The sequence below is a fragment of the Micrococcus sp. iso_229 genome, from assembly GCF_058072725.1.
In genome coordinates this window covers 2,275,470-2,301,014 of the sequence record NZ_CM176514.1, presented here as the reverse complement: position 1 = coordinate 2,301,014, position 25,545 = coordinate 2,275,470, and the positions used below count along the sequence as shown (strand labels likewise).

At 75.2% G+C, this 25,545-nt stretch carries 24 protein-coding genes; 13 read left to right on the top strand and 11 right to left on the bottom strand.

Translation table 11 applies throughout. The features are described 5' to 3' along the window. The first annotated feature begins 36 nt into the window (after positions 1 to 36). From AC3RKA_RS10640 to AC3RKA_RS10630, 3 genes are all read left to right on the top strand, one after another. Positions 37 to 699, top strand: a complete 663-nt coding sequence (locus tag AC3RKA_RS10640) for a GNAT family N-acetyltransferase (protein ID WP_136940570.1) — start codon at positions 37 to 39, stop codon at positions 697 to 699. A 1-nt stretch (position 700) separates the two neighbouring features. Next, a complete protein-coding gene (gene glsA, locus AC3RKA_RS10635) occupies positions 701 to 2,071 on the top strand; it encodes a glutaminase A (protein WP_136940569.1) in 1,371 nt (456 codons plus the stop codon). Between the two features lie 124 nt (positions 2,072 to 2,195). Next, entirely contained in the window at positions 2,196 to 2,975 is a 780-nt protein-coding gene (locus tag AC3RKA_RS10630) for a Pr6Pr family membrane protein (protein ID WP_002855416.1), read from the top strand. Between the two features lie 143 nt (positions 2,976 to 3,118). On the opposite strand, the gene AC3RKA_RS10625 is transcribed toward AC3RKA_RS10630, so the two are convergent. From AC3RKA_RS10625 to AC3RKA_RS10600, 6 genes are all read right to left on the bottom strand, one after another. Next, positions 3,119 to 3,784 (bottom strand): SDR family oxidoreductase, encoded by a 666-nt coding sequence (locus AC3RKA_RS10625; protein WP_065572679.1) that lies wholly within the window; start codon positions 3,782 to 3,784, stop codon positions 3,119 to 3,121. A 101-nt stretch (positions 3,785 to 3,885) separates the two neighbouring features. After that, complete coding sequence (locus AC3RKA_RS10620) at positions 3,886 to 4,941, bottom strand: siderophore-interacting protein (RefSeq protein ID WP_065572678.1); 1,056 nt, start codon at positions 4,939 to 4,941, stop codon at positions 3,886 to 3,888. Next, a complete protein-coding gene (locus AC3RKA_RS10615) occupies positions 4,938 to 5,807 on the bottom strand; it encodes an ABC transporter ATP-binding protein (RefSeq protein ID WP_002855410.1) in 870 nt (289 codons plus the stop codon). Before AC3RKA_RS10615 ends, AC3RKA_RS10620 begins: the two co-directional genes overlap by 4 nt. Beyond that, on the bottom strand, positions 5,804 to 6,874 hold the full coding sequence (locus tag AC3RKA_RS10610; RefSeq protein ID WP_311795791.1) for a FecCD family ABC transporter permease: 1,071 nt from the start codon (positions 6,872 to 6,874) through the stop codon (positions 5,804 to 5,806). The genes AC3RKA_RS10615 and AC3RKA_RS10610 overlap by 4 nt, the downstream gene beginning before the upstream one ends. Beyond that, positions 6,871 to 7,926, bottom strand: coding sequence for a FecCD family ABC transporter permease (locus tag AC3RKA_RS10605; protein ID WP_065572677.1), 1,056 nt, complete (start codon positions 7,924 to 7,926; stop codon positions 6,871 to 6,873). The genes AC3RKA_RS10610 and AC3RKA_RS10605 overlap by 4 nt, the downstream gene beginning before the upstream one ends. A gap of 9 nt (positions 7,927 to 7,935) precedes the next feature. Continuing rightward, the gene (locus tag AC3RKA_RS10600) at positions 7,936 to 9,012 is read right to left on the bottom strand and encodes an iron-siderophore ABC transporter substrate-binding protein (RefSeq protein ID WP_489727238.1); all 1,077 of its coding nucleotides are present in this window, start codon (positions 9,010 to 9,012) and stop codon (positions 7,936 to 7,938) included. Positions 9,013 to 9,213: 201 nt separating this feature from the next. Between AC3RKA_RS10600 and AC3RKA_RS10595 the strand changes: the two genes are divergently transcribed. The 4 genes from AC3RKA_RS10595 (at position 9,214) to AC3RKA_RS10580 (ending at position 13,258) form a co-directional block, all read left to right on the top strand. Beyond that, complete coding sequence (locus tag AC3RKA_RS10595) at positions 9,214 to 9,957, top strand: ubiquinone/menaquinone biosynthesis methyltransferase (protein WP_065572675.1); 744 nt, start codon at positions 9,214 to 9,216, stop codon at positions 9,955 to 9,957. A gap of 334 nt (positions 9,958 to 10,291) precedes the next feature. Beyond that, complete coding sequence (locus AC3RKA_RS10590) at positions 10,292 to 11,020, top strand: response regulator transcription factor (RefSeq protein ID WP_065572949.1); 729 nt, start codon at positions 10,292 to 10,294, stop codon at positions 11,018 to 11,020. A 94-nt stretch (positions 11,021 to 11,114) separates the two neighbouring features. Next, a complete protein-coding gene (locus AC3RKA_RS10585) occupies positions 11,115 to 12,692 on the top strand; it encodes a HAMP domain-containing sensor histidine kinase (RefSeq protein WP_400268701.1) in 1,578 nt (525 codons plus the stop codon). Between the two features lie 140 nt (positions 12,693 to 12,832). After that, on the top strand, positions 12,833 to 13,258 hold the full coding sequence (locus AC3RKA_RS10580; protein WP_049158221.1) for a WGxxGxxG family protein: 426 nt from the start codon (positions 12,833 to 12,835) through the stop codon (positions 13,256 to 13,258). 94 nt (positions 13,259 to 13,352) lie between these two features. Here AC3RKA_RS10580 and AC3RKA_RS10575 read toward each other — a convergent pair whose 3' ends face one another. After that, positions 13,353 to 14,276 carry an ArgP/LysG family DNA-binding transcriptional regulator gene (locus AC3RKA_RS10575; RefSeq protein ID WP_081304920.1) on the bottom strand — a complete coding sequence of 308 codons (924 nt, stop codon included), beginning with the start codon at positions 14,274 to 14,276 and terminating at the stop codon, positions 13,353 to 13,355. 69 nt (positions 14,277 to 14,345) lie between these two features. Between AC3RKA_RS10575 and AC3RKA_RS10570 the strand changes: the two genes are divergently transcribed. The 5 genes from AC3RKA_RS10570 to AC3RKA_RS10550 all read left to right on the top strand — a co-directional run bounded on the left by AC3RKA_RS10570 (position 14,346) and on the right by AC3RKA_RS10550 (position 19,908). Continuing rightward, entirely contained in the window at positions 14,346 to 15,176 is an 831-nt protein-coding gene (locus tag AC3RKA_RS10570; RefSeq protein ID WP_489727237.1) for a LysE/ArgO family amino acid transporter, read from the top strand. Positions 15,177 to 15,201: 25 nt separating this feature from the next. Beyond that, the gene (locus AC3RKA_RS10565) at positions 15,202 to 15,672 is read left to right on the top strand and encodes an NUDIX hydrolase (protein WP_060775137.1); all 471 of its coding nucleotides are present in this window, start codon (positions 15,202 to 15,204) and stop codon (positions 15,670 to 15,672) included. 58 nt (positions 15,673 to 15,730) lie between these two features. Next, complete coding sequence (locus AC3RKA_RS10560) at positions 15,731 to 17,614, top strand: ABC transporter ATP-binding protein (RefSeq protein ID WP_489727236.1); 1,884 nt, start codon at positions 15,731 to 15,733, stop codon at positions 17,612 to 17,614. Between the two features lie 178 nt (positions 17,615 to 17,792). After that, a complete protein-coding gene (locus tag AC3RKA_RS10555) occupies positions 17,793 to 18,788 on the top strand; it encodes a hypothetical protein (RefSeq protein ID WP_489727235.1) in 996 nt (331 codons plus the stop codon). Positions 18,789 to 18,906: 118 nt separating this feature from the next. Beyond that, the gene (locus AC3RKA_RS10550) at positions 18,907 to 19,908 is read left to right on the top strand and encodes a bile acid:sodium symporter family protein (protein ID WP_489727234.1); all 1,002 of its coding nucleotides are present in this window, start codon (positions 18,907 to 18,909) and stop codon (positions 19,906 to 19,908) included. Between the two features lie 124 nt (positions 19,909 to 20,032). Here AC3RKA_RS10550 and AC3RKA_RS10545 read toward each other — a convergent pair whose 3' ends face one another. Both AC3RKA_RS10545 and AC3RKA_RS10540 read right to left on the bottom strand, forming a co-directional pair. Beyond that, the gene (locus AC3RKA_RS10545; protein WP_260979621.1) at positions 20,033 to 22,627 is read right to left on the bottom strand and encodes an ABC transporter permease; all 2,595 of its coding nucleotides are present in this window, start codon (positions 22,625 to 22,627) and stop codon (positions 20,033 to 20,035) included. After that, positions 22,624 to 23,457 (bottom strand): ABC transporter ATP-binding protein, encoded by an 834-nt coding sequence (locus AC3RKA_RS10540; protein WP_145033300.1) that lies wholly within the window; start codon positions 23,455 to 23,457, stop codon positions 22,624 to 22,626. The genes AC3RKA_RS10545 and AC3RKA_RS10540 overlap by 4 nt, the downstream gene beginning before the upstream one ends. 165 nt (positions 23,458 to 23,622) lie before the next feature. On the opposite strand from AC3RKA_RS10540, the gene AC3RKA_RS10535 reads away from it, so the two are divergent. Continuing rightward, the gene (locus tag AC3RKA_RS10535; protein WP_489727233.1) at positions 23,623 to 24,195 is read left to right on the top strand and encodes a TetR/AcrR family transcriptional regulator; all 573 of its coding nucleotides are present in this window, start codon (positions 23,623 to 23,625) and stop codon (positions 24,193 to 24,195) included. Between the two features lie 13 nt (positions 24,196 to 24,208). Here the strand turns inward: AC3RKA_RS10535 and AC3RKA_RS10530 are convergent, their stop codons facing one another. Beyond that, positions 24,209 to 24,475: a hypothetical protein gene (locus tag AC3RKA_RS10530; RefSeq protein WP_060775145.1), complete on the bottom strand. Its 267-nt coding sequence runs from the start codon at positions 24,473 to 24,475 to the stop codon at positions 24,209 to 24,211. A gap of 368 nt (positions 24,476 to 24,843) precedes the next feature. Beyond that, positions 24,844 to 25,536, bottom strand: a complete 693-nt coding sequence (locus AC3RKA_RS10525; RefSeq protein WP_145033298.1) for a response regulator — start codon at positions 25,534 to 25,536, stop codon at positions 24,844 to 24,846. Positions 25,537 to 25,545 lie beyond the last annotated feature (9 nt).

Sequence of the window (25,545 nt, the reverse complement as noted above, 5' to 3'; positions counted from 1 at the left end):
GATGACGCGCCCGGCCCCGTCCCTAGACTGGCGGCCATGACCTCCCCGGACCCCGCGCCCCCGCGCCCCCGCGTCCACGTGCTCACCCTGCGCCCGGATGGGGCCCGCGAGGACACCGCCCGCCGCGTGGGCGCGGTCCTCGCCGAGGCCTTCGCCACGGACCCCTACACGCTCGGGCTGGTGCCCGAGGACCGGCGCGAGGCCCGCCTCGAGCGCAAGTTCACCGCCGCCGTGCGCCACGGGCTGCGCGCGGGGGCCGACGGCGTCCCGCTCGGCGCCGTGGACGTCGCCGTGGACGCCGACCACGGCACGCTGCTCGGCGCCGCCGTGTGGACCTCCCCCGCCGCCCCCCGCGGGGTCGACGTGCCGGGCCTGCTGGCGGGGCTGCCCACCGCCGTCGCCGTCCACGGCCGCCACACCCTGACCCTGAAGCGCGTCCAGGCCGCCTGCGAGCGGGCCCGCCCGGCAGGCCGGCACTGGTACCTCGAGGAGGTCGGCACCGTCCCGTCCGCCCGCGGGCGCGGGGCGGCGAGCGCGCTGGTGCGCCACGGCCAGCGCCGCGCGGCGGGGCTGCCCGTGCACCTCGAGGCGTCCGTGCCCGCCACCGTCCCGTTCTATGAGCGGCTCGGCTTCCGTGCCACCGGCCACGTGCCCGTGCCCGGGGGCGAGCCCCTGACCTGCCTGCGCTGGGAGGCCTGAGATGAGACACCCGATCCCCGACTACCTGGCGAGCCTGGTCACCGAGCTCGGCGCCGTGAACCCGGGCGAGACGGCCCAGTACATCCCCGTGCTCGCGGAGGCGGACCCGGACCGCTTCGGCATCGCGCTGGCCACCCCCACCGGGCGGCTGCACTTCGCGGGGGACGCGGACGTGGAGTTCACCATCCAGTCCGCGTCCAAGCCGTTCACGTACGCGGCCGCGCTCGTGGACCGGGGCTTCGCCGCCGTGGACCGGCAGGTGGGGCTGAACCCCTCGGGCGAGGCCTTCAACGAGCTCTCCCTCGAGGTGGAGTCGCACCGCCCGGACAACGCCATGATCAACGCCGGCGCGCTCGCGGTGCACCAGCTGCTGGTGGGACCGGAGGCGAGCCGGCAGGAGCGGCTGGACCGGGCCGTGGAGATCATGTCCCTGCTCGCCGGGCGTCGGCTCTCGGTGGACCGGGAGACGTACGAGTCCGAGATGGCGGTCGCGGACCGCAACCTCTCCCTGGGGCACATGCTCCGCAGCTACGGGGTGCTGCAGGACTCCGCCGAGGAGATCGTGGCCGGGTACGTGGCGCAGTGCGCCGTGCTCGTCACCGCCAAGGACCTCGCGGTGATGGGCGCGTGCCTGGCCACCGGGGGCATCCACCCGATGACGGGCGAGCGCGTGCTGCCGTCCATCGTGGCGCGGCGCGTGGTGTCCGTGATGACCTCCTCCGGCATGTACGACGCCGCCGGCCAGTGGCTCGCCGACGTCGGGATCCCGGCCAAGTCCGGCGTGGCCGGCGGTGTGCTCGGCGCGTTGCCGGGCCGCGTGGGGATCGGCGTGTTCTCCCCGCGCCTGGACGAGGTGGGCAACTCGGCGCGCGGCGTGCTGGCGTGCCGTCGCCTCTCCGAGGACTTCCGGCTGCACCTCATGGACGGGGACAGCCTGGGAGGCACCGCCGTGCGCTTCGTGGAGCGCGAGGGTGACCGCGTGTTCCTGCACCTGCAGGGCGTGATCCGGTTCGGCGGCGCCGAGGCGGTGCTGGACGCGCTCACGGACCTGCGCACCGGTGCGGAGAAGCCCGGCACCGGGTGGGACGCCGCCGTCTACCCGCGGTGGCAGGAGGCCGCGGCGGACAGGGCGGCGCTCTCGGCCGCGACCGGCGGCGGGGCGGTGCACGAGGCCGCCGCCGCGGCCGCCCGAGACGAGAACGACGGGCCCATCCGCACCGTGGTGCTCAACCTCGCGCGGGTGGACCGGATCGACGACGTCGGCCGACGGCTGATCGCCGAGGGCGTGCGCCGGCTGCAGGCCGACGGCGTGCGCGTGGAGGTCGAGGATCCGGAGCGCATCCTGCCGCTGGAGGAGGCCGGCGCCCACTGAGGCGGCGGGGCGGGCAGGAGGGGGGCGCGGCGGTGTTCTCCGTCTCGCTCCCTTTCGTTCAACTGCTGTTCATGTGAGAATGGGCGGTCTCATCCCTTGACCCCGCCGTTCGAGGACGACCCCCATGCCCCTTTCCACCCTCCGCGTCAGCCTGCCCTCCCTCCGCCGCACCCGCCCCGCCCCGCAGGGGGTCCGGGGGCGGATCGCGCACGCCGTCGTGTCCCGGCTACGCCCGCGTCCCGTGCCGCCGGTGGACCGTCGGACCCGCCTGGCGTGGCAGGTCTCGGGGGCTCTGCCGCTGATCGGGTGCCTGACCTCGTTCCCCATCGGGATGTCCAAGGACTCCATGGTGATCCCGGGCGTCGGCTATCAGGGCGGTTTCCCCGCGGGCTGGTCCCACGCCCTCAACCAGCCGGCGTACTTCACGTGGCTGTCCAACGCGCTGGTCGCGGGCACGTCGCTGACATTGGCCGCGCGTCGTGAGGCGCCCACGTCGGACACGTTCTGGGCCGTGCGCACCGCCGGCCTCGGCTCGGTGATGGTCACGGGGATCGTCTACAACGCGGTGCTGCGCGGCCGCGAACAGGACACCGTCCTCTACCGGTTCAACGACGCGCTGCAGCACATCGTCAACCCCGTGCTCGCCCCGGCGGTGTGGGCGCTGTTCGACCCGCGCGGGCAGATCACGCCGCGGCGCGCCGGGCTGGCCTCGGTCATCCCGCTGATGTGGGCGGCGGTGACCATGGCGCGCGGACCCCGCATCGACTGGTACCCGTACCCGTTCCTCGACGTGCCGCGGCTCGGCCGCCGCAGCGTGGGCGTCGTGCTCGCCGGGATCCTGGCCGGCTTCACCGGGCTCATGGGCGTGCTCGGCACCGTGGACCGCCGCCTCGGCCTGGCCTGAGCAGGGGCGGCGCCCCGCGCTGGCAGCCGGCGGCCGGGGCTTTCGAACGTGAGAGAGGGCCTATCTCACGTTCGAAAGCCCCCATTCGCCCCCTTTCACGTTCGAAAGCGTGGGTGGGGAGGGCCGGCGACGACGGCGGCGCGTCAGTCGCCGCGGACGGCCTCGGCCACGGGCACGTCGCCGTCCACGAAGTCGATCTTCCGGCCCACCGTGCCCGGCTCGCTGAGCACGGCCACGATCGCCCGGGCGACGTTGCCGCGGCTGGCCTCACGCTGCGAGGCGTCGGAGTCGGAGAGGTCCGGGTCCACGGTGATGCGGCCGGACGCCTCCTCCTCGGTCAGGGCGCCGGGGCCGAGGATGGTCCAGGCCAGCCCGGAGTCCCGCAGCGCCTCGTCCGCCTCGGCCTTGGCCTGCGCGTAGGTGTAGAAGGGGTCGTCCTCGGGCACGTCGTGGTGCAGGGACGCTCCGAGGTAGGACACCATGACGTAGCGCCGCACACCCGCGGCCTCGGCGGCGCGCATGCTGGCGACGGCGGCGTCGTGGTCCACGGCCCGGGTGCGCTGGGCGTCCCCGCCGCCGGCGCCCGCGGAGAACACGACGTTGTCCGCGTCGCGCAGCGCGTGGACCAGCTCCTCCTGGTCCGCCTTCTCGATGTCCAGGACGAGCGGTTCGGCGCCGGCGGCGCGGACGTCCTCGGCGTGGTCGGGGTTGCGGATGAGCGAGACGACGTCGTGGCCGGCCTCCGCCAGCAGGGGTGCGGCGAGCAGGGCCACCTTGCCGTGGCCGCCGATGATCACGGTGCGGGTCATGGGGATCTCTCCTTCGGTTCGATCGGGTGCTGGACTTCCACAGTAGGGAGAGCCCGACGCCGGTGCGAGGGTGGAGCGGCGCGCGACCGCCACCCCACTCCTCAGCTCTCCGCCTGGCCCTCCCGCCAGTAGCCCATGAAGGAGACGTGCTTCTTCGGCACGCCGCCGGGGCCCACGCTGAGCCGGCGCAGGGCGCGCACCATCGCGGACTCCCCGGCGAGGAACACGTAGGCCTCGGGCCGTTCGTCGGCCTCGAGGGCGGCGACGGTCCACTCGCGTTCGACGGAGGCCGCGGGCGGCGCGACCGGACCGCCGGCGTCGTCGGGGTCCACGCCCAGCAGGGCGGCGAGGCGGGCGTGCGCCCAGGACCCCGACGGCGCCCCCGGTGCCCGGCGGCCCACGTGCAGGCGCACGCGTCCCCGGTCCGCCAGCTCCGTCACGGCCCGCCAGTCCCACGGTTCGGGGACGGCCAGGCGCTCGGCGATGAGGTCGGCGGCCTGCCCGTCGTGGGGCAGCTCGAGCACGAGGTCCGCCTCGCCGTCGAACCCGCCGAAGGGGTCCGCGAGCTCCTCCGCCACGGACACCAGGGCGGGGACGGCGGTCTCGTCGCCCACGGCCAGCACACGGTGCGCCCCCGTCTGCCGCCAGCCGGACCACGCCGGCGCCTCCGCCGAGGGCACCAGCACGTTCACCGCGTCCCCCGCCTGGACGGCGCGCGCCCAGCGCAGGCCCGGCCCCTGATGCGGGTCGGCGGGGTCGTCCGGGTCGCCGTGCAGCACCACGTCCACGGTCAGCGAGGGCACCTGCCGCCCGTCGAGCCGCACGAGCCCGGCCGAGCGCACCGTGTACGTGCGCATCCAGCCGCGCTCCTCCTCGGGGATGGCCAGGAACCCGGCGCGGAACCCGGCGGACAGGTCCGGGTCCGCCGACGCCCCGCCCGGCGGGGGGATCAGCAGCTTCACGTAGGCGTCCCGGCGCGGCCGCGCGCCCCGGTACAGGGCGTGCAGGTCGGCGACGCCGGGCGGCAGCAGTCCCAGCAGGTCCCCGCTGGCGGCCTCCAGGTCCGGGCCCGCCAGCACGATCCGCCGGAACCCGCGGCACGGCTGCTCCACGGACACCACGCGCGTGTGCGCCACGATCATGCCGTCGGCGCTCATCGGCGGTCCCCGTTCCCGCGCGGCAGCACCACGGGGTGGCCCAGCAGCGGGTCGGCCACCACGTCCGCGTCCAGGCCGAACACCTCGGTCAGCACCTCCGGCACGATCACCTCGCCCGGCGTGCCCTGCGCCACCACCCGGCCCGCGGCCATCGCCACGATGTGGTCCGCGCTGCGCGCCGCCAGGTTCAGCTCGTGCAGCACCGCGACGACGGTCGCCCGGCCCCCGCCGCGCGGGTCCGGGAGCGCCCGCACCAGGTCGAGCACCTCCACCTGATGGCTGAGGTCGAGGTAGCTCGTGGGCTCGTCGAGGAGCACCACCGGGGTCTGCTGGGCGAGCACGAGGGCGAGCCACGCCCGCTGCCGCTGCCCGCCGGAGAGCGTGCCGGCCTCGCGCTCGGCGAGCTCCACGAGGTCGGTGCGCTCGAGCGCCGAGGCGATCGCGGCGTCGTCGCCGGCGGCCCGGCCGCCGAGGAGCCCGCGGTGCGGGTGACGGCCGCGCGCCACGAGCTGCGCCACCGTCATGCCCTCGGGTGCCACGGGATGCTGGGGCAGCAGCGCCACGGTGCGGGCGTAGTCGCGTGCGGACACGCGGGCGGCGTCCCGGCCGAGCACCTCGATGCTCCCGGTGCGCGGGGCGAGCTGGCGGGTCAGGCCGCGCAGCAGCGTGGACTTGCCGCAGCCGTTGGCGCCGATGATCGCGGTGACGCGTCCGGCGGGCACGTCCAGGTCGAGGCCCTGGACGATCGGCGGTGCCGAGGCCGGGCCGTAGCCGAGCGTCAGGCCGCGCAGGCGGATCGCGACGTCGTCGGCGGCCCCGGCGCGCGGTGCGGCGGGGGACGGGACGGTGAGCGGGGGAGCGGTCATGTGGAGCGCACGCCTCCTGGGGTCCGGCCCTGGCGCAGCAGCAGCCAGAGCATGAGCGGGGCGCCGGCGGCGCCGGTGAGCACACCGGTGGGCAGGGCGGCGCCGGTGAGCAGGGGGACGGCCTCGCCGGCCACGAGGTCCGCGAGCAGCACGAGCGCGGCGCCCGTGAGCGCCGCCGCGGGCAGGGAGGGCAGGCCGCGGGTGAGCCCGCGCGCCACCGGGGTGGCCAGCAGCGCCACGAACGCCAGCGGCCCGACGACGGCGGTCGCCACGGCGGCGAGCACCGCGCCGAGCCCCAGCGCCGCGGCCGAGGTGGGGCGCGGCCGGGCGCCGAGGGCGTGCGCGAGGTCCGGGCCGACGTCGGCGGGGGCCAGTCGCGCGTGGAGCACCCCCGCCAGCGGCAGGGCGACCACGAGCACGCACGCGAGCAGCGCGATGCGGCCCCACGTGACACCGTTGAGCGAGCCGGCGATCCAGACGGTGGCCGACTGCAGGTCGTGCTGGGCCAGCGAGAGCATGGCCCCGGCCACCACGGCCTGGCCCGCCGCCGCGACCGCGATGCCGGCCACCACGAATCGTTCGCCGCCCACCGAGCGGGCCGTGGCGAACACCGCGGCCACCGCCGCGAGGCCGCCGACCAGCGCCGTGGCGGCGCGCGTCAGGTCCGATCCGCCGCCGGTCTGCCCGGCGGTCGCCAGCATCCCCAGCACGACCGCCGCCGCGGCGCCCTGGGTGACGCCCAGGATGTCCGGCGAGGCCAGCGGGTTGCGCAGGGTGCGCCGGTAGAGTGCGCCGGCCGCACCCAGGGCGGCGCCGGTGAGCACTGCGGCCACGGCGCGCGGCAGCTTCTCCTCGAGCACGATGAAGCTCGCCCCCGGGATCGTCTCCCCGCCCAGGATCCGCACGAGGTCCGGGACGGTCACCTGGTACGTGCCCCACACCACGCGCAGCAGTGCGAGGACCAGCACGGCCACGGCGAGGCCCGCACAGGCCCATCCGAGGCGGCGCCGGTCGGAGCGGCGCAGGCGGGCGACGACGTCGGCCGCGGCGGTGCGCTGGAGGCTCATGCGGCCACCCCCGGGCGGCGCAGCAGCGCCAGCAGCACGGGCACGCCGAGCAGGACGGTGGTCACCCCGAGGTGGATCTCCCCGGGTGCCACGACGAGCCGCCCGGCGAGGTCCGCGAGGATCACGAGGACGGCGCCCCACAGGGCGCAGCCGACCATCAGGGCCCGCGTGCTCGGCGGCCGCAGACGGCGCAGCGCGTGGGGCACGAGCAGTCCCACGAACCCGACCGGCCCGGCCAGCGCCACCGCCGTGGCCGTGAGCAGCACGACCGCGCCCAGCAGCACCGCGCGCACCCGCTCCGGGCGCCCGCCCAGGCCGTGCGCGAGGTCGTCGCCCAGGGCGAGGGCGTCGAGCCCGGGGGCCACGGCGACGGCGGCCAGCAGCCCGACGGCGATCACGGGCGTCAGGGCCAGCGCCTCGCCGAGGTCGGCGCGGGCCACCGTGCCCACGGCCCAGAACCGCAGTCGGTCCTGGACCGTGGGGGAGAGCACGAGCAGCGCCGTGGTGCCGGCGGTGGCGCCGGCGGTGAGCGCCGCACCGGCCAGCACGAGCGCCATGGGGGAGGGGGCGCCGGGCGTCCGTCCCCTCCGCGTGGCGGCCGCCGCCACCGCGTAGCCGAGCGCCGCCGCGATCAGCGTCCCGACGGCGGCCAGCGCCAGCACCCCGAACGTGGACCCGGCGACGCCCAGCGCCATGCCCGCCGCCACGGCCAGCCCCGCGCCGGCGGAGAGCCCGAGCAGTCCCGGGTCGCCGAGCGGGTTGCGGGTGGCCCCCTGCAGGGCCGCGCCGGCCACGGCCAGCGCCGCCCCCACCAGCGCCCCCGTCACCACGCGGGGCACGCGGGAGGCCACGGCCGCCGCCTCGATGCCCTCCGGCACGGGGTGCCCGGTGAGGACCGCGCCCAGGGTGTCGAGCGCCGTCGTCGCCGGCACGGTGCGCGCGCCGAGGGCGACGCCGGCCACGAGCGCCGCCAGCAGCAGCGCCGCGGGCAGGGCGCCCATCAGCACGCCCGCGCGGACGCGGGCCGGGGAGGCCAGGGCCGTGGACGGCATGGGGAGGGATCAGCCCTGCGCGGTCTTCGCGGCCTCGGCGATCGGCGGGACGACCTTCTCGAGCGCGAACGGGATGGACAGCGGGGAGATCGCGGAGACGGAGAGGACCTCCTGCTCGTCCGTCTGCAGGACGAGGGCGCCGGCCTTCACGGCCGGGATCGAGCCCAGCAGGGGGTCGGACTCGATGGCCTCGCGGACCGAGTCCTGGGCGGCCCAGGAGACGAACACGTCCGATTCCAGCTCGTCCGCGCGCTCGGGCGACCACGTGAAGAAGAACGCCTGGTCCTCCGGGGAGTTCTCCGTCACCACCGGCGCCTGCTCCATGCCGAGCAGCTCGAGGAACTTCGGGCGGTTGTCCACGTCCGTGTAGATGCTGATCTGGTCCGCGGCGGCGGGGTCGATGGTGCCGTAGACGAAGGACGCGCCCTGGAGGTCCGCGTGCTTCTCGCCGGCGTCCTTGATCTGCTGCTCGAGGTCCGCGATGAGCTCCTCCGCCTCCTGCTCCTTGCCGAGCACGCGGCCGATGACCTCCGTGGACTGCTGCCACGAGGTGCCGTAGGCGGGGACGTCCTTCGGGTAGGCCACGGTGGGGGCGATCTTCGAGAGGCGGTCGTAGTCCTCCTGCGTGATGCCGGAGTAGACGGCGAGGATGACGTCCGGCTTCACGGCGGCGATCGCCTCGGCGTCGATGCCGGAGGCCTCGGACCACTGCACGGGCTTCTGGGCGCCCTCGGTCTCGGCGAGCTTCGCGTCGAACCAGTCGGTGGACTTCTCCGCGTTCCCCCCGAACTCCACGGCGGCCATGCCCACCGGCACCACCCCGAGGGCGAGGGCCACGTCCTGGTTCACCCAGGACACGGTGGCCACGCGGGTCGGGCGCTGCGGGATCTCGGTGGTGCCGTAGACGTGCTCGATGCTGCGGGGGAACGCGGCGTCCCCGCCCGCGGCGTCCGACGACGACGCACCGGCCGACGAGGACGAGGCCGAGCCTCCGGCCGGGCCGGTGGAGCACGCGGCGAGCAGGAGGGTGAGGCCGACTCCCCCGCCGGCGAGGAGGGAGCGGCGGGACAGGGAGGACGGTGCCATGGCGGTGGCCTTTCACGGTCGCGACGCGCGGGCGCCGGGCGGAGGGGGTCGGGTCTGCGGTCGGGGAGGGCGGCGGCCCTGGGGGCCGACATTAGCGAACATCGACGTGAGGTAACTCTGGAAGGTTAGGGCAACCTAACGCCCCTGTGCAATCCCGGGGAGGGGCGTCGTCGGGGGAGGTGGGCGGGATACGGTGGTCTGGTGAGCCAGAACCCCCTCCCCGCCCCACGCGGCGACGCCCAGCGCGGCGCCGCCGACCACCACGACCGGGTCTCCGCGATGTTCGACGCCATCGCCGGCCGCTACGACCTGATGAACGCCGTCATGACCTGGGGTCAGGAGCCGCGCCTGGTGCGCCACACGGTGGCGCGGGCCGACATCCCGGCGCAGGCCCGCGTGCTCGACCTGGCCACCGGCACCGGCGACCTCGCGTTCGAGGTGCTCAAGCAGCACCCCGACGCACAGGTGGTGGGCGCGGACATCGCCGCCGAGATGATGGAGGTCGGCCGTGCCCGCGCGGGCGGGGACCGCATCGAGTGGGTCGTCGCGGACGCGACGGACCTGCCGTTCGAGGCCGGCTCGTTCGACGCCGTGACCCACGGCTACCTGCTGCGCAACGTCGCGGACATCCCGGCGACTCTCGCCGAGCAGTTCCGCGTGCTGCGCCCCGGCGGCTGGGTCGCGGCCCTCGAGACGTCGCCGGCGCCGGACAACGTGCTCAAGCCGTTCTCCTCCTTCTACATCCACCGGGTGATGCCGCAGCTCGCGAAGCTGATCGCCGACCGGCCCGAGGCCTACGCGTACCTGTCCTCCTCGACGAAGGCGTTCCACACGCCGGACGAGGTCGCGGACCTCTTCGCCGAGGCCGGCTTCGTGAACATCGGCCACGAGACCCACATGTTCGGCACCCTGGCCACGCACTGGGCCATGAAGCCGGTCGACTGACGCCGGCCACGCGGCGCGGCGTCAGCACAGGGCGGCCCCGGTGGCGCCGCCGGATGCGTCAGGGCTGTGACGAGTCACGCTGATGTCCGCAATCCGAGAAGACTCTGGGCCGACCCGGCTGATCCGCGTAGCATGGGGCTCCGTCGAGGGGGGATCCGCGCACCCCCCGGCCTCCGGTCGCCGCCCGTCCGCCATCCCCCGGAACGGCGTCGCCCCTCCGTCGCGAGGCGCTCGTCCCCCGCAGCCCGCGACGTCCGCGTGGGCACCGTGAACCGTCTCCCGAACGTAGAGGAACTTTGTGAGCCCCATCCAGAGCACCACCGGCCCGTCATCCATGGCAGAGCTGAAGGAGGTCCTGCCCGAGCTCTCGCACCCGGACGGCGCACCGGTGCGGGTGCTCGTCGTGGACGACGAGCCGATGATCGCCGACCTGCTCTCCATGGGCTTCACCCTCTGCGGCTGGGAGGTGATCGTGGCCCACGACGGCGCGACCGCCGTCGAGCTGGGCACCGCCGGCCGGCCGGACCTGGCGATCCTGGACGTCATGCTGCCGGACATGGACGGCCTGGACGTCCTGGAGCGCCTGCGCGCCCACTGGTCGGAGATGCCCGCCATGTTCCTCACCGCCAAGGACGCGACGGAGGACCGTGTGGCGGGCCTGGCCGCCGGCGGCGACGACTACGTGACCAAGCCCTTCTCGATGGAGGAGGTGCTCATCCGCGCCCACCGGCTCGTGCAGCGCTCCGGTGTGGTCTCGGGCGGCTCCGAGGTGCTCGTGGTCGGCGACCTGGTGATGAACACCCGCACCCACGAGGTGACCCGCGGCGGCGACGAGATCGAGCTGACGGCCACGCAGTACAACCTGCTGAAGTTCCTCATGGCCAACGTCCGCACGGTGCTCTCCAAGGAGCGCATCCTGCAGGACGTCTGGGGCTACGACTTCGGCGGCCGCGCGAACATCGTCGAGCTGTACATCTCCTACCTGCGGAAGAAGATCGACGCGGACCGGGATCCCATGATCCACACCATCCGCGGCGCCGGGTATGTCATCCGGCCCGCCTGAGACCGTCGCGGTCCCGTCGGGGCACGGCAGCACCCGCCGCACGCGACCCACGTCGCTGGCCCGACGCATCGGCGCCGGCGTCCTTCTGATCCTGGTGGCCACCATCCTGGCCTACTCGTTCTTCGCGGCCGGCATCACGAAGGCCCTGCTGGCCGAATCCGCCTCCCGGGACGCCTCCGAAGCGTGGATCCGCGCCTCGGAGCAGCTGACGGCCCCCTCGCCGGGCGGAGGGGACGACGTCGGCCCCGGGGAGGGGTACCTGCGCGCGCCAGGCACCCTCGGCCAGCCCGAGGGCACGGTGGTCGCGCTCGTCCCGCTCTCCGGTCTGGAGGAGCATCGGCAGGACGCCCTCACCGGGCACCGGGTCGGTGACGCCGGGCAGTCCGTGCCGCTCACGGCGCGGGAGGCCCACGACCTTCTGCGCGCCGTCCGGGACCGGCCGGGTGGGCCGATGCTCGACGCCGTCGTCGGCGGTGTCGGCTATCGCGTCCAGGCCCAACTGCTGAGCGCGCCGGGCCCCTGGGTGGCCGCGGACCAGGTGCTCGTGGTGGGGGCGCCGACGGGCGCCATGTCCGACGTCGCGCGCCAGGCGCTGGTCGCGGTCGCCGTCGGACTGTCCGTCACCGTCCTCACCACCGCGATCCTGGTGACCCTGTGGCTGCGTCGGGGCCTGGCCCCGCTGCGCGAGGTCGCCGCCGTCGCCGAGCGGGTCGCCCAGGCGGACATGGCCCACGCCGGGCTCGATCCGGAGGACTCACGCATGCCGCCTCGGCTCCTGCAGGGGCCGGACGAGGTGGCCGTCGTCGCCCAGGCGCTCGACCGTTTCACCGGCTCGGTCGAGGCGGCCCTGGAGCAGCGCCGCGTGCAGGAGCAGCACATGCGCCGGTTCATGGCGGACGCCTCCCACGAGCTGCGCACGCCGCTCGCCTCGGTGCGCGGTTACGCCGAGATGATCGCGATGACGGAGGAGCTCTCCGCGACCGGCCGGCGGTCGCTCGGCCGGGTGCTGTTCCAGGCCGACCGGATGGCCGCCCTCGTGGACGACATGCTCCTGCTCGAACGGCTCGAGTCCGTCTCGCGCGGCCGGGCCATGGGCCTGGAGCCCTCCGGGGAGGTGGCGCTGGCCGAACAGGTGGACCTGTCCGAGGTGGTCCTCGAGGGCGTGATGGACGCCCGCGCGGCGTGGCCGGACCACACGTGGGTGGTGGACCTGCCCGAGGGGGCGGAGCCGGGCACCCAGCGGTCCGTCACCGGCGACCGGTCGCAGCTGGCCCGCGTGGTCGGCAACCTGCTCTCCAACGCGGCCAAGCACACCCCCGTCGGGACCACCGTCACGGCCTCCGTGCGGCAGGACCAGCCCCGGCCCGGCTTCATGCTCGTCAGCGTCCACGACGACGGCGGCGGCATCCCGGCCGACCGGCACGCCAGCCTCTTCCACCGCTTCGTCCGCGGCCCCGGGAAAGGCCGGTCGAGCGCCCCGGGCACGGAGCCGTCCACGGGTCTGGGTCTGGCCATCGTGCGCTCGATCGCGCGCAGCCATGGCGGGGACGTGACCGTGGCGTCCGAGGACGGATGGACGCGCTTCGACGTCGTCGTGCCCTGCACCCCGGGGCGCGCCGGGCCGGGGGCTGCGGGCTCCTGCTGCGGCCCCGCCCGAGCCGACCGGCCCTGACCCCGGGACGGCAACCGTTGACGGGCCCCCACCCTCCTGTGCGTACGGTGCTCGTGCATGACCCAGAAAGGGTCGTCCGGGACCTCCGGTCGATCCCCCGACGCCGGTCGGCGCAGGCCACCGGTGAGAGGAGCACGATCATGACTGACATCCGCCGCACCGCCACCGCCCTGACCCTCGGCGCCGCCGTCGTCACCGGCCTCGGCGCCCCCGCCGCCGTCGCGCAGACCACGGCCCCGGCCACCGAGACCGCCACCACGGCGCCGGCCTCTCAGTCGCCCGCCCCCCAGGAGGAGGAGAGGGACGACAACGGCAACTGGGGCCTGTGGGGCCTGGCCGGTCTGCTGGGCCTGGCGGGCCTGGCCGGTCGCCGCAAGCGTGAGGTGCACGCCGAGCCCGTGCGCCGCGACCACCACGTGGCCGGCGCGCACCGTGACCATGACGTGCACCGCGTGGACGACCGCGCCGGCGACGTGCGCACCGAGGGCGTGGACGCCCGCCGCCACGAGGCCGACGGCACCCTGGGCGACGCCACCCGCCGCCCGGGCACCGGCGACGCCCGCTGACCCGACCCCGGCCGCCCCGAGCGGCCCGTGACCGCGACCCCCGCCCCTGAGGCGGGGGTCGCGGCGCGTTCGGAGCGGGTCTCGAATGCGCTCCTCAGTCCGCGGCGTCCCCCGCCGAGGGCGCAGCACGAAGCACCGCGTCGGTGAGCCGGTCCAGGGCTGCGGTCCCGGCCGTCCAGCGCTGCCAGTGCAGGTCCACGTCGACCGCGCCGAGGGCCGGGATCGGCTCGAGATCGGGGTGGCGGCCCTCGAGCACGCCCGGCGGGATCTGCACCGAGGGGAGCATGCCCCAGCCCAGCCCGAGCTCCACCGCCCGCAGATAGGAGTGCACGGAGGGCACGAGGTGGGTCGGCGGGTCGGCCACGGGCCGGCCGCGGGTGACGCGGCGCAGCACCGTGTGCTGCAGGCCGTCGCGGGGGCCGTAGTCCACGATCGGCAGCGTGCCGAAGTCGACCCGGCCCCGCGCGTCGCGGTGCAGCTCCAGCAGGAAGGACGCGCACACCGCGTGATAGCGCATCGTGCCCAGCGGGGTGGAGCTGCACCCGGCCACGGGCGTGGGGTCGTCCGTCACGGCGGCCACGACTGCGCCGTCCCGCAGCAGGACGGCGGTGTGCTCCTGGTCCTCGGACTGCATCTGCAGGACGACGTCGTCCCACGTCGCCGCCTCGCGCAGCACGGGCTCCCACCACGTGTCGAGGGAGTCCGCGTTGAGGGCCACGCGCAGCGGCACGCGTCCTCCGTCGCCGCGGCCGAGCGCGGCGAGCGCCTCGTCCTCGAGTGCGAGGGTCTGCCGGGCGAGACGGAGCAGGCGCTCTCCCGCCGCGGTCGGCCGGACGGGGACGGTGCGGGCCAGGAGCACCTGGCCCACCTGCCGCTCGAGGGCCTTGATCCGCTGCGAGAAGGCCGAGCCGGAGATCCGCAGGGAGTCCGCGGCGGCGTCGAAGGTGCCGTGGTCGACGGCCGCGACGAGGGCGCGCAGGTGGTCGGAGTTCATGCGGTCCAGGGTAGGGGTGGTCATGAAGGATGTCTTCAGATCTTGAAGAAGGTCGCGATGGCACGGACGTGGGACGGCTCCTATCCTCGCTCGGTGACCATCTTCGCCACCGGATTCCTGACCTACCTCGCCCTCATCGTCGCCATCGGCGCGCAGACCCTGTTCCTGCTGCGCCAGATCGTCCGGCGCGACCGCGTGTGGACCGTCCTGACGGTGTGCTTCGTGGCCGATGTGGCGCTGCTCGTGCTCGGCGCCGGCGGCGTGGGCGTGGTGGCCGAACGCTGGCCGTGGCTCGTTCCCGCGCTGACCGTGGCCGGCGTGGTCTACCTCCTCGCGTTCGCCGTGGGCGCGCTGCGCTCCGCCTGGCGCGGGGACCGGACCCTCACCACCGCGGCCGCGGACGTCGAGGGGACCGGGCACGGCCCTGACCGCATCGACCTCGCGGTCCTCACCGGCGAGCTGCCGCTGATCGACCCGGCGACCGGCCGCCTGGCCGATCGCGAGCCGGCCGGGGCCGGCGTCGGGCATCACGACGACGGCGCGCCCGGCGTCGGCGCCCCCTCGGGCAGCGGGTCGGTGGCGGTGCGGCAGCGCGTGCAGCCGCGCCGCGTGGCGCTGGACCGCGCGCAGACGCCGCTGCCGCGGATCATCCTGCTGGCGCTGTCCGTCTCCCTGGTGAACCCGCACGCCATCCTCGACACCGTGGTCATGATGGGCACCTTCGCGCAGACGTTCGGGGCGGCGAAGTGGGCGTACGTGGGCGGTGCGGTGGCGGCCTCCCTCGTGTGGTTCACCGCGCTCGGCTGGGGCGGCACGAAGCTCGCCCCGTCCATGGACTCGGCGCGGACGTGGCGGATCGTGGACGCCGTGGTGGGCGTGCTCATGCTGGGAATCGCCGTGAAGGTGGGGCTCACGCTCCTCTGAGCCGCGCGGGGAGGATGATGGGAGCATGAGTCCTTCCCCCTCCGACTCCGCCCGCACACCGACCGTCGCGGCCGGGGAGGTCATCCGCGTCTCCGCCGTCGTGCTGGCCCGCCCGGACCGCCGCGTGCTGACCGTCCGCAAGGCCGGCACCGCCATGTTCATGTTCCCCGGCGGCAAGCACCTGCCCGGCGAGGCCCCCGTGGACACCGCCGTCCGCGAGGTGGCCGAGGAGACCGGGCTGCGCCTGCGCCCGGACGAGCTGACCCGCCTCGGCGCGTGGGACACCGCCGCCGCCAACGAGCCCGGCGCCGCCCTGCACTCGGAGGTGTTCGCGCTGTGGCGGCCCGTCGCCCGGCACGAGGTCCCCGAGCCGACGGATGAGATCGTCGAGCTGCACTGGATGGACCCCGCCGCCCCGGCCGCACCGGGCGGGCACGGCGTGGCCCCGCTGCTGCACCCCGTGCTGGCCGCCGTCGCCGCAGCGCCCCCGTTCTGACCTCCAGGCGGGCCGACCGGCCCGCGCTGATGTCCGCACCGGCCACTAGCCTGGCCCGGTGACGTCGCTGCTCCGCATCCTGCGCTTCGCGCCCCAGCTCCACCGCCTCTACCTCGGCATCGCCGTCAGCTCCGTGCTGGCCGCGGTGCTGGCCCTGGCCACCCCGTTCCTCATCGGCGCGGCCACGGACCGGATCGTCGCCGCCGTCGCGGGGGAGACCGACGTGGCCGAGGCCGTCACCGCGGTGACCTGGCTGGCGGTCGCGTTCCTCGCCGTCGAGGTGGCGACCACCCTGGTGGTGAGCGTGGGCGGCTACTGGGGCGACGTGATGGCCGCGCGCATGCGCACCATCCTCTCCACGCGGTACTTCGAGCAGCTGCTGCACCTGCCCCAGCGGTACTTCGACACCGCGATCACCGGGCGGGTCGTCAACCGGTTGAACCGCACCATCAACGAGCTCACCCAGTTCCTGCAGTTCTTCGCGAACAACGCGTTCACCATGCTCATCACCACCGCCGCGGTGCTCGTGATCACGGCGTTCTACTGGTGGCCGCTGGCGATCCTGCTGGCCGTCGTCTTCCCCGTGTACATGTGGCTCACCGCGCGGACCTCCGCGAAGTGGCAGGTGTGGGAGGGGGAGAAGAACACGGAGGTGGACATCGCCTCGGGGCGGTTCGCCGAGGTGGTCTCGCAGATGTCCGTCGTGCGGGCCTACAACCGGCAGGACCACGAGCTCGCCGGGTTCCGCGACCGGTTCCTGCGGACCGTGGGGATCACCCGCCAGCAGTCCCGGTTCTGGCACGGCATGGACGCCGGGCGCCGGCTCGCCCTCAACGTGGCCTTCGGCGCGATGTACCTGATCGTGTTCGTCCGCACCGCGCAGGGCCTGTTCTCCGTGGGCGACATGGTGATCCTCCTGCAGCTGATGAACATGGCCCGGCAGCCGATCTTCTCCATGAGCTTCCTCGTGGACTCCGCCCAGCGCGCCGTCGCCGGGTCGAAGGACTACTTCGAGGTGCTCGCCGAGGAGCGTGAGCGGGCCGGCGGTGCGGCACTCGCGGTGGCGAGCGCGAGTGCGGAGTCGGCGGGTGCGGAGGCGCCGCGCGCGCCGGCGGAGCCGCGGGCCGACGTCGTGCCGGGTGCGCCGGACGTCCCCGCGGACGTGCCGGCCGTGCGCTTCGACGACGTCTCCTTCGCCTACGACGCCGACGCCTCCCGCCCCGTGCTGGACCGCGTGTCCTTCGACATCCCGCGGGGTGCCAGGGTGGCGCTCGTGGGCGAGTCGGGCGGCGGGAAGTCGACCATCGCGCACCTGCTGCTGGGGCTGTACCCGGTGACGAGCGGACGCATCGAGGTGTTCGGACAGGACGTCGCCGGGCTGGACCTGGCCACGCTGCGCGGGCGGATCGCCACCGTGTTCCAGGAGCCGAGCCTGTTCTCCGGGACGGTGCGCGAGAACATCGCCTACGCGGACCCCGACGCCTCCGACGAACGCGTCCGGGCCGCCGCCGAGGCCGCGTACGCGCACCGGTTCGTGGAGGCGTTCGACGACGGCTACGAACAGGTGATCGGCGAGCGCGGGCTGCGGCTGTCCGGCGGGCAGAAGCAGCGGATCGCGGTGGCGCGGGCCGTGCTGAAGGACGCGCCGATCCTCGTGCTGGACGAGGCCACCTCCGCGCTGGACACGAAGTCCGAACGGCTCGTGCAGGCGGCCCTCGAGGACCTGATGGTGGGACGGTCGAGCCTGATCGTGGCGCACCGGTTGAGCACGATCGCGTCCGTCGACCGGATCGTCACGCTGCGCGGCGGGCAGGTGCAGGAGATCGGGACCCCGGCCGAGCTGGCCGAGTCCGGCGGGATCTACGCGCAGCTGCTCGAGCTGCAGAGGGCCGGCACCAAGGAGGCCCGGAAGATGCTGAAGGAGTACGGGCTCAGCGGCTGAGGCCGGAATCTTCTGCGGATCTGACCCTTCCGGGCGCTGCGCGGCGGCTCAGAAGGGTCAGATGTGCAACGGATTCCCCGCACTCGGCAGCACGCCCACGACGACGTCGGCCCGGCGCCGCCGCACGGCCTGTGGACAACCGGGCCCGCCGGCGTCGGGAGCGAGCAGGATCGGGGCCATGCGCGTGCCCGGACCCTTCCCCGCCCACCTCCAGGACGCCCCGTTCACGCGGGCGGAGGCGCTGGCCGCCGGGGTGTCGGGGTCGCGGCTGCGCAGCCGGGACGTCGAACGCGTCGCGCACGGCCACTACCGCTGGATCGGTCCCGTCACCGGGGTGACGCCGCCCGCGCGTCCCCTCGCCACCGAGCTGTCCCGGCTGCAGGACCTGGCGGCGATGCGTCCCGACGTCGTGGTGACCGGAGAGTCCGTGGCCCGGCTGCTGGGCTGGCCCCTCCCGGACGACGTCCAGGCCCGGACGCGCCCCACCGTCCTGCGGTCCCGCACCCGCCGGGTGCTGCGGGAGCCCGGCGTGCGCACCCGGCTCGTGGACCTGGACCGCCTCATCGTGCGGCGGGACCGGCTGCACGGGCTGCGGTGGACCTCGCACGCCGACACCTGGTTCCACCTGGCCACCGTCCTGGACCGGGACGCGCTCGTGGCGGTCGGAGATCGCCTGGCACGGGAGGACGAGCGGCGGGGGAAGGTCGCGCTGGCCACCCGCCGCGAGCTCGACGCCGCGCTCGAGCGGCACACGGGAGAGGCCGGGATCGTGCGGGCGCGGGAGGCGCTGGCACTCGTGCGCACCGGGTCCGACTCCCCGGCCGAGACCGAGCTGCGCCTGGCGCTGATGGCCGCGGGGCTGCCCGAGCCGGACCTGCAGATCGAGCTCTGGGACCCCGACTACTCGCTGTGGCACCCCGCGAGCGCGGACCTCGGCTACCGGCGGTGGCGGATCGCGATCCACTACGAGGGCAAGACCCACGACGGCGCCGCGCAGGTCGGCAAGGACACCCGCCGGGGCGCGGTGTTCCTGCGTCAGGGCTGGCTCAACATCCGGGTGGCGGGGACGGACCGGTGGCGGGGATTCGTCGAGACGGCGGCGCTGGTGCGGGCCGCAATCGCGGAGCGTGGCGGTCCCGACGCCGGTGGCGCGGAGGATCGTCTGCGGAACTGACCCTTCTGGGGCGGGAGCGGACGTCCAGAAGGGTCAGGGGCGCAGAAGATTCCGGAAGGCCGACGACGGCGCCGCGTCACGCGACGACGCACCGCGGTCCCGCTCCTACCATGACGGGATGACCGCACCGGATCCCGCCCCCACCGACGCCCGCCGCGCGGAAGACCGCTCCGCACGCATCGCCGTCACCGTCTTCCCGCTGCTGGTGCTCGCCGCCGCGCTCGTGGGCTTCCTCGCCCCGACCGCCGCGACGACGCTGCTGCCTCAGGTGAACCTGTTCCTCGGGATCATCATGTTCGGCATGGGCCTGACGCTGACCCCTCCGGACTTCGGCCTCGTCGCCCGCCGGCCGCTGCCCGTGCTGCTGGGCGTGGTGGCGCAGTACGCGATCATGCCGCTGCTGGGGCTCGGCGTCGCCGTCGTGCTCCAGCTGCCGCCCGAGCTCGCGGCGGGCGTGATCCTCGTGGGCTCGGCCCCGGGCGGCACGTCCTCGAACGTGGTCAGCTACCTCGCCCGCGCCGACACCGCCCTCTCCGTGGCCATGACCTCCGTGTCCACGCTCCTGGCCCCGCTGCTCACGCCGCTGCTCACCCTGTGGCTGGCCGGCCAGTACATGGCCGTCGACGGCGGCGCCATGGCCAAGTCCATCGTGAACATCGTGCTCCTGCCGGTCCTGGGCGGACTCGTCGTGCGCCTGCTGCTGCGCCGCGTCGTCGACCGCGTGCTGCCCGCCCTGCCGTGGGTCTCGGTGGTGTTCATCGCGCTGGTGGTGGCCGCCGTCGTCGGCAACAGCGCCTCGCGCGTGCTGTCGGCGGGCCTGCTGGTGTTCGCCGCGGTGGTGCTGCACAACGGGCTCGGCTACCTGCTCGGCTACGGCGCGGCGAAGCTGTTCCGGCTGCCCACGCCCGTGGCGCGCACGGTCTCGATCGAGGTCGGCATGCAGAACTCGGGCCTCGCCGCGGGCCTCGCGGCGCAGTACATCTCGCCGGCGGCGGCCCTGCCGGGCGCCGTGTTCTCGATCTGGCACAACCTCTCCGGGGCCGTGCTCGCCATGGCCTACCGCCGCTCCGACGGCCGGCGTGCCAGCGGCCAGGGCGCGACGGATCGTCTGCGGAACTGACCCTTCTGAGGCGGGATCGGACGTTCAGAAGGGACAGATCCGCAGACGATTCCGGACGGTCGACGACGGCGCCGGGGCCGCGGGGCGGAGCTGTGCGGGGTGGCCCGGCTCGCGCTCCGCCCCCTCACACCGCGGCCAGCCCCGCCACCGGGCTCAGCCGGGCCGCTCGATGCGCGGGCAGCAGCGACGCCGCCAGCCCGGCCAGCGCCGCCACGGCCACCACCAGCCCGAGCTCGAGCCACGGCACGGACACCGGCACGAGGGCCGTGCCCTGCAGCTGCCCGGTGATGTCGCCGAGCACCAGCTGCGATCCTGCCCAGCCGTAGAGCCCGCCGAGTCCGACGCCCAGCAGCGCGGCCACGCCGGCGATCAGCACCGCCTCGATGGCGATCATCCGGCGCAGCCCGCCCCGGCTCAGCCCGAGCGCCCGCAGCAGGGCGTTCTCCCGGGTGCGCTCGATCGTGGACAGGCTCAGCGTGTTCGCCACGCCGATCAGAGCGATGAGCACGGACACCGCGAGCAGCGCCACGACGATCCACATGACCAGGTCGACCATCTGCGCGTACACCGACCGCTCCGGCGCGCCGCCGCCGAGGGCCTCGGCCTGCAGCCCGTCGATCGCGCCCACCTCGTCGACGAGGGTGCGCAGCTGGGCGCCCGCCACGGAGTCCTCGAGGGAGAGCATCACCTGCGACGTCGTCGCGGCCTCCTCGCCCCCGCCGGCGCGGTCCCAGCCCAGCGCCTCGGCGTCCGCGACCGTCATGTACCCGGCGTCCCCGAACGACCCGGCCGAGACCGACGCGAACTCGCGCGCCCGGCCGCCGACGTCGACGCCCACCGGCTCCCCGCTGGGCCGCGCCGAGAGCACGGTGCCGGCCGTGCCGAGCCGGTCCCGGTCCTCGGCGGCGACCGCGCCCACGACGTCCCGCAGGCCGTCGGGCTCGACCGCGTACACCGGCATCTCGTCGTCGGTCTCGCCGACCGCCCACGCGGCGGCGGCCGTCTCCACGCCCGCGACATCCCGCACCTGACGCACGAGCTCGGGCAGGTCCGCGCCCTCCTGCGCCTGCACGGTGAGGTCGACGGGGTACTGCTCGTCGAGGAGGGTGTCCAGCTGGTCCTGGGCGGTGCGGCCGCCCACCAGGAACAGGGTGACGAGCGTCGTGCCGATCAGCAGGGCCGACGCCGTCGCCGCCGTGCGCGAGCGCTGGCGGACCGCGTTCAGCCCGGCCAGCCTGCCCGGCACCCCGGCGGGACGGGCGAGCACCGAGGCGGCCTTCACCGCGGCGGGCACGAAGAGTCCGGCCAGCAGCAGCACGCCGAGGAAGCTCACGGCGCCGCCGCCGATGGCCGGGAGCGGCCACTGGTTCAGTGCTCCGGCCAGCATGAGGGCGCCGCCGCCCAGGGCCAGCACGAGACCGAGCACCAGGCGCAGCAGGCCGACGCGCGAGTCCGCGGTGACCTCCTGCCGCGGCTGCATGGCCTGCAGGGGGCTGACGCGGGTCGCGGCCAGGGCGGGGCGCAGGGCGGCGAGCACCGTGACGAGCACGCCGACGGCCACGGCGACGCCGAGCCCCGGCCACGACATGCCGAACCGGGCGGCCCCGCTCTCGGGCAGCGTCCGCACGACGGCGATCAGCCCGGCCGTCAGCCCGACCGCGAGGCCCGCGCCGAGCACCGAGCCGATCAGTCCCACGACCGCCGCCTCGGCCAGCACACCGCGCCGCACCTGGGCCGCGGTGGCGCCGAGGGTGCGCAGCAGCGCGGACTCGCGGGTGCGCTGCGCGACGAGCACCTGGAACGTGTTGGCGATGACCAGGCCGGTCACCAGCAGGGCCAGCGCGGCGAACCCGCCGAGCACCCAGCCCATGACGTTCGCCCCGGCCAGGTCGGTGACACGTTGCCGCACGGCTTCGTCCGGGGTCGAGACGGTCGCCGAGACGGACGCGTCCGCGAGCACCGCCTCGACATCCGCCCGGACCCGGGAGGCGTCCGCGCCGTCGGCCAGGGCGATCTGCAGCTCCTGGGCGGCGGACGCCGCGTTCTCGCCCGTGCCGGCGCCGGCCCCCGTCATGGGGTCGACGACCCCGCGTCCGGCCCACACCTGCGGCATGGCGGAGAGCAGCGGGTTCGAGGTCTGTGTGCTCAGGCCGACCACGCGGACCTCCGAGGTCACTCCGTCCGGCAGTCCGAGGCGCAGCGCGTCGCCGACTCGCACGCCCAGACGGTCGGCAGTCGCCTCGTCGAGGGCGACCTCGTCGTCGGCGTCCCACGCGGGGAATCGGCCGACCTGGGTCTCGACGCCGGTCAGCTCGGTGTGCTGGGGCGTCGGCAGCAGCATGCCGACCTCGTCCTTCGGGCCGATCTCCACGTAATCCCGAGTCCCGGCGTAGGCCTCGGCCACGCCGTCGACCGCCCCGATCGGCCCGGGCTCGTCCGGGGTGCCGGCGAGCTGCGGCAGGCGCATCGCGGCCGGCAGGTCCTGCTCGGAGACGTCCTCGTCGGGGGCGGCCGCCTCGTCGTCGGGCAGCACGACGAGGTCCGCATTCGCGTACGCCGAGCCCATCGAATGCGTCATGGTCGCCTGGCTCGACGCGCTGACCAGGAACGAGGCGGCCAGGAACGCCGTGCCGATCAGGATCGCCAGCACGAGGGAGACGTACCGGCGCGGCTGGGTCCTCAACTGGGACAGGGCCAGCCTCCGCATGGGGGCGCTCACAGCGACTCACCCGCGCTCACGCGCGTGAGGGCCTCGGCCACGGCCTCGGCGGTGGGCTGGTGCAGCTGCCCCACGAGCGCGCCGTCGGCGAGCATGAGCACGCGGTCCGCGGCGGAGGCGGCCACGGGGTCGTGGGTGACCATGATGACGGTCTGGCCCATCTCCCGCGCGGACCGGCGCAGCAGGCCGAGCACCTCGGCGGAGGTGGCGGTGTCCAGGTTGCCGGTGGGCTCGTCCCCGAACACGACGTCCGGTCGGGTGAGCAGGGCGCGGGCGACGGCGACGCGCTGCTGCTGACCGCCCGAGAGCTCGTGCGGTCGGTGGCCCAACCGGTCCGCGAGACCCAGGGCTCGGGTGATCTCCTCCAGCCACGCACGGTCCGGGGTGCGGCCGGCCAGCTCGAGCGGCAGCACGATGTTCTGCTCGGCCGTGAGCGTGGGCACCAGGTTGAAGGCCTGGAACACGAAGCCCACGCGGTCGCGGCGCAGGCGGGTCAGGGCGGTGTCGTCCAGCCCGGTGATCTCGGTGCCGCCGATCCTCACGGAGCCCGAGGTCGGCGCGTCCAGCCCGGCCAGGCAGTGCATGAGCGTCGACTTGCCCGAGCCCGAGGGCCCCATGATCGCGGTGAACGCGCCCGGGGCGAAGTCCACGTCCACCCCGCGCAGGGCGTGCACCTGCGCGTCACCGCGTCCGTAGGCGCGGGTGAGACCGCGGGCGCAGACGGCGGGCGCCGTCGTCGTGGTGGCGGACGACGACGGCGTGCCCGGCCCCGGCGCGACGGGGCCGGGGGTTGTGGGGGAGGCGGGGTGCGAGGTGCGTGGGGTGTCCATGACGGCCACCCTCCCGCGCGGACCCGGCGGAGCGGATCGGAGGAGGGGACCACCTCCGCGGGCGGCGGGTCATGCCCGGGGATGAGGCGGGCCGCCGGGGCGTGGGCCCGCGGGCGTCGGGTCCCCGCCGCCGGGCGGTGCGGGGCGGAGTGGGATGATGGGGACATGAGAGCCGACGCCCGCGCCAACCGCCAGGACCTGCTGGCGGCCGCCGGCCGTCTCATCGCCACCCAGGGGGCGGCGATGTCCCTCCGCGGGGTGGCGCAGGAGGCCGGGGTCGGCGTGGGCACGCTGTACCGGCACTTCCCCACGCGTCGGGACCTGCTGGACGCCGTGCTCGAGGACGTCGTGGCCGGCATCGGGGGGATCCTGCAGGCCTTCCTCGACGGGACAGGCGGGGACGAGCACGGCGGCGGCGCCGAGGCGCGGTGGCGGCTCGCCGAGGACCTGGGGGCCGTGAACCTGGCCTCGCTCGCGGCGGCCCGGGACGACTTCGACCCCGCCGACCGGCCGCCCGAGGCCCTCATCGCCGAGGCCGAGCGTGTGATCCTCGAGCTCGCGGACCAGGTGGTGGCCGAAGCGCAGCGCTCCGGGCTCGTGGGCCCGGGCGTGACCGGGGCGGACTACCTGTTCGGCCTGCTCATGGTCACCCGGTCGCCGGAGTGCGAGCTGCCGGGCCACGGCCCGGACCAGCAGACCTGGCTCCTGGACACGTACCTGCGCGGTCTGCGGCCCTGAGGGCGCGGCACGGTCAGTCGCCGGAGGCGTCGTCCTCCAGGACGGGGCGGGCGGTGGCCCACGCGACGGCGCCGGCGAGCAGGCCGGCGCCCGCGGTGAGCGCCAGGCGCAGCAGCCCCTCGACCCCCGTGAACAGGCTCAGGCCCAGCATCACGACGGCGGCCGTCACCAGCGCGACGAAGAAGGCCACGCATTCGCTGTCCCGCTGCGCCTGCTCGGCGGCCGCGTCGGAGGCGCGGGACGCCGTCGGGGTGGGGTGGTCCAGGATGCTGCCGGTCATGGTGCCTCTCCTCCAGTGCGCGTCGGGCCGGGGCGGCCGTCGGCGCGTGCACCCCGGCGGCGGACCCGTTGCGGGGCCTGCGTCCAGCATCGCGGAGCGGGTGGGCGCACCGGCAGGGCCATGAGGATGAACCTCGGGGCGCCCGACTCATACCCAGGTATGACCTGTGATTGTGCTGACAGGTGCCTGGGGAAGGCCTCAGGCAAGGGCCCCGCCGCCCAGGCCGACCGTCGAGGCCCGCAGACACGCCGCTACGACGACGGCGTAGCGGCGTGTCTGCGGGCCTCGACGAGGGGTGGGGCAGGGGCAGGAGCGGGGCAGGGGTGGGGCGGGGTAGGGACTGAAGCGGGGCGTGCCGGAACGGCGGGTCAGAACTGCACGAGGCCCGCGCGGTGGGCGATGAGCACGGCCTGCACCCGGTCGCGGGCGCAGAGCTTGGCCAGCACCCGGCCCACGTGCGTCTTCACCGTGGCCTCGGAGAGCACGAGCTCGGCGGCGATCTCCAGATTCGCGGCGCCCTGGGCCATCAGCACCAGCACCTCGCGCTCGCGCGGGGTCAGCGACGCCACGGCCGCCTGCTGCTCCTCGCACTCCGCGCTGCGGACCTGGTCCGAGCGCAGGCGCGGGGCCATGTGCGTCAGGAGCCGGCGCGTCGTGGACGGGGCGATCACGGCGTCGCCCCGGTGCACCGTGCGGATCGCGGCGAGCAGCTCCTCGGGCGGGGCGTCCTTGAGCAGGAAGCCGCTGGCGCCCGCCTCGATCGCGTCGAACGCGTACTCGTCCAGGTCGAAGGTGGTCAGCACCACGACGCGCGGGGCGTCCGGCCGGCGCAGCAGGGCGCGGGTGGCCTCGATGCCGTCCATCTCCGGCATGCGCACGTCCATCAGCACGACGTCGGCGCCCGCCACGGACACCGACGCCACCGCCTCGCGCCCGCTGCCTGCCTCCGCCACGACCGTCAGGTCCGGCTGCGAGTCCACGAGCATGGCCAGCCCGGAGCGGATCAGTGCCTGGTCGTCCACCAGGGCCACGCGGACGGGGACGGTCTCGTCGGAGCTCATGGGGTCATC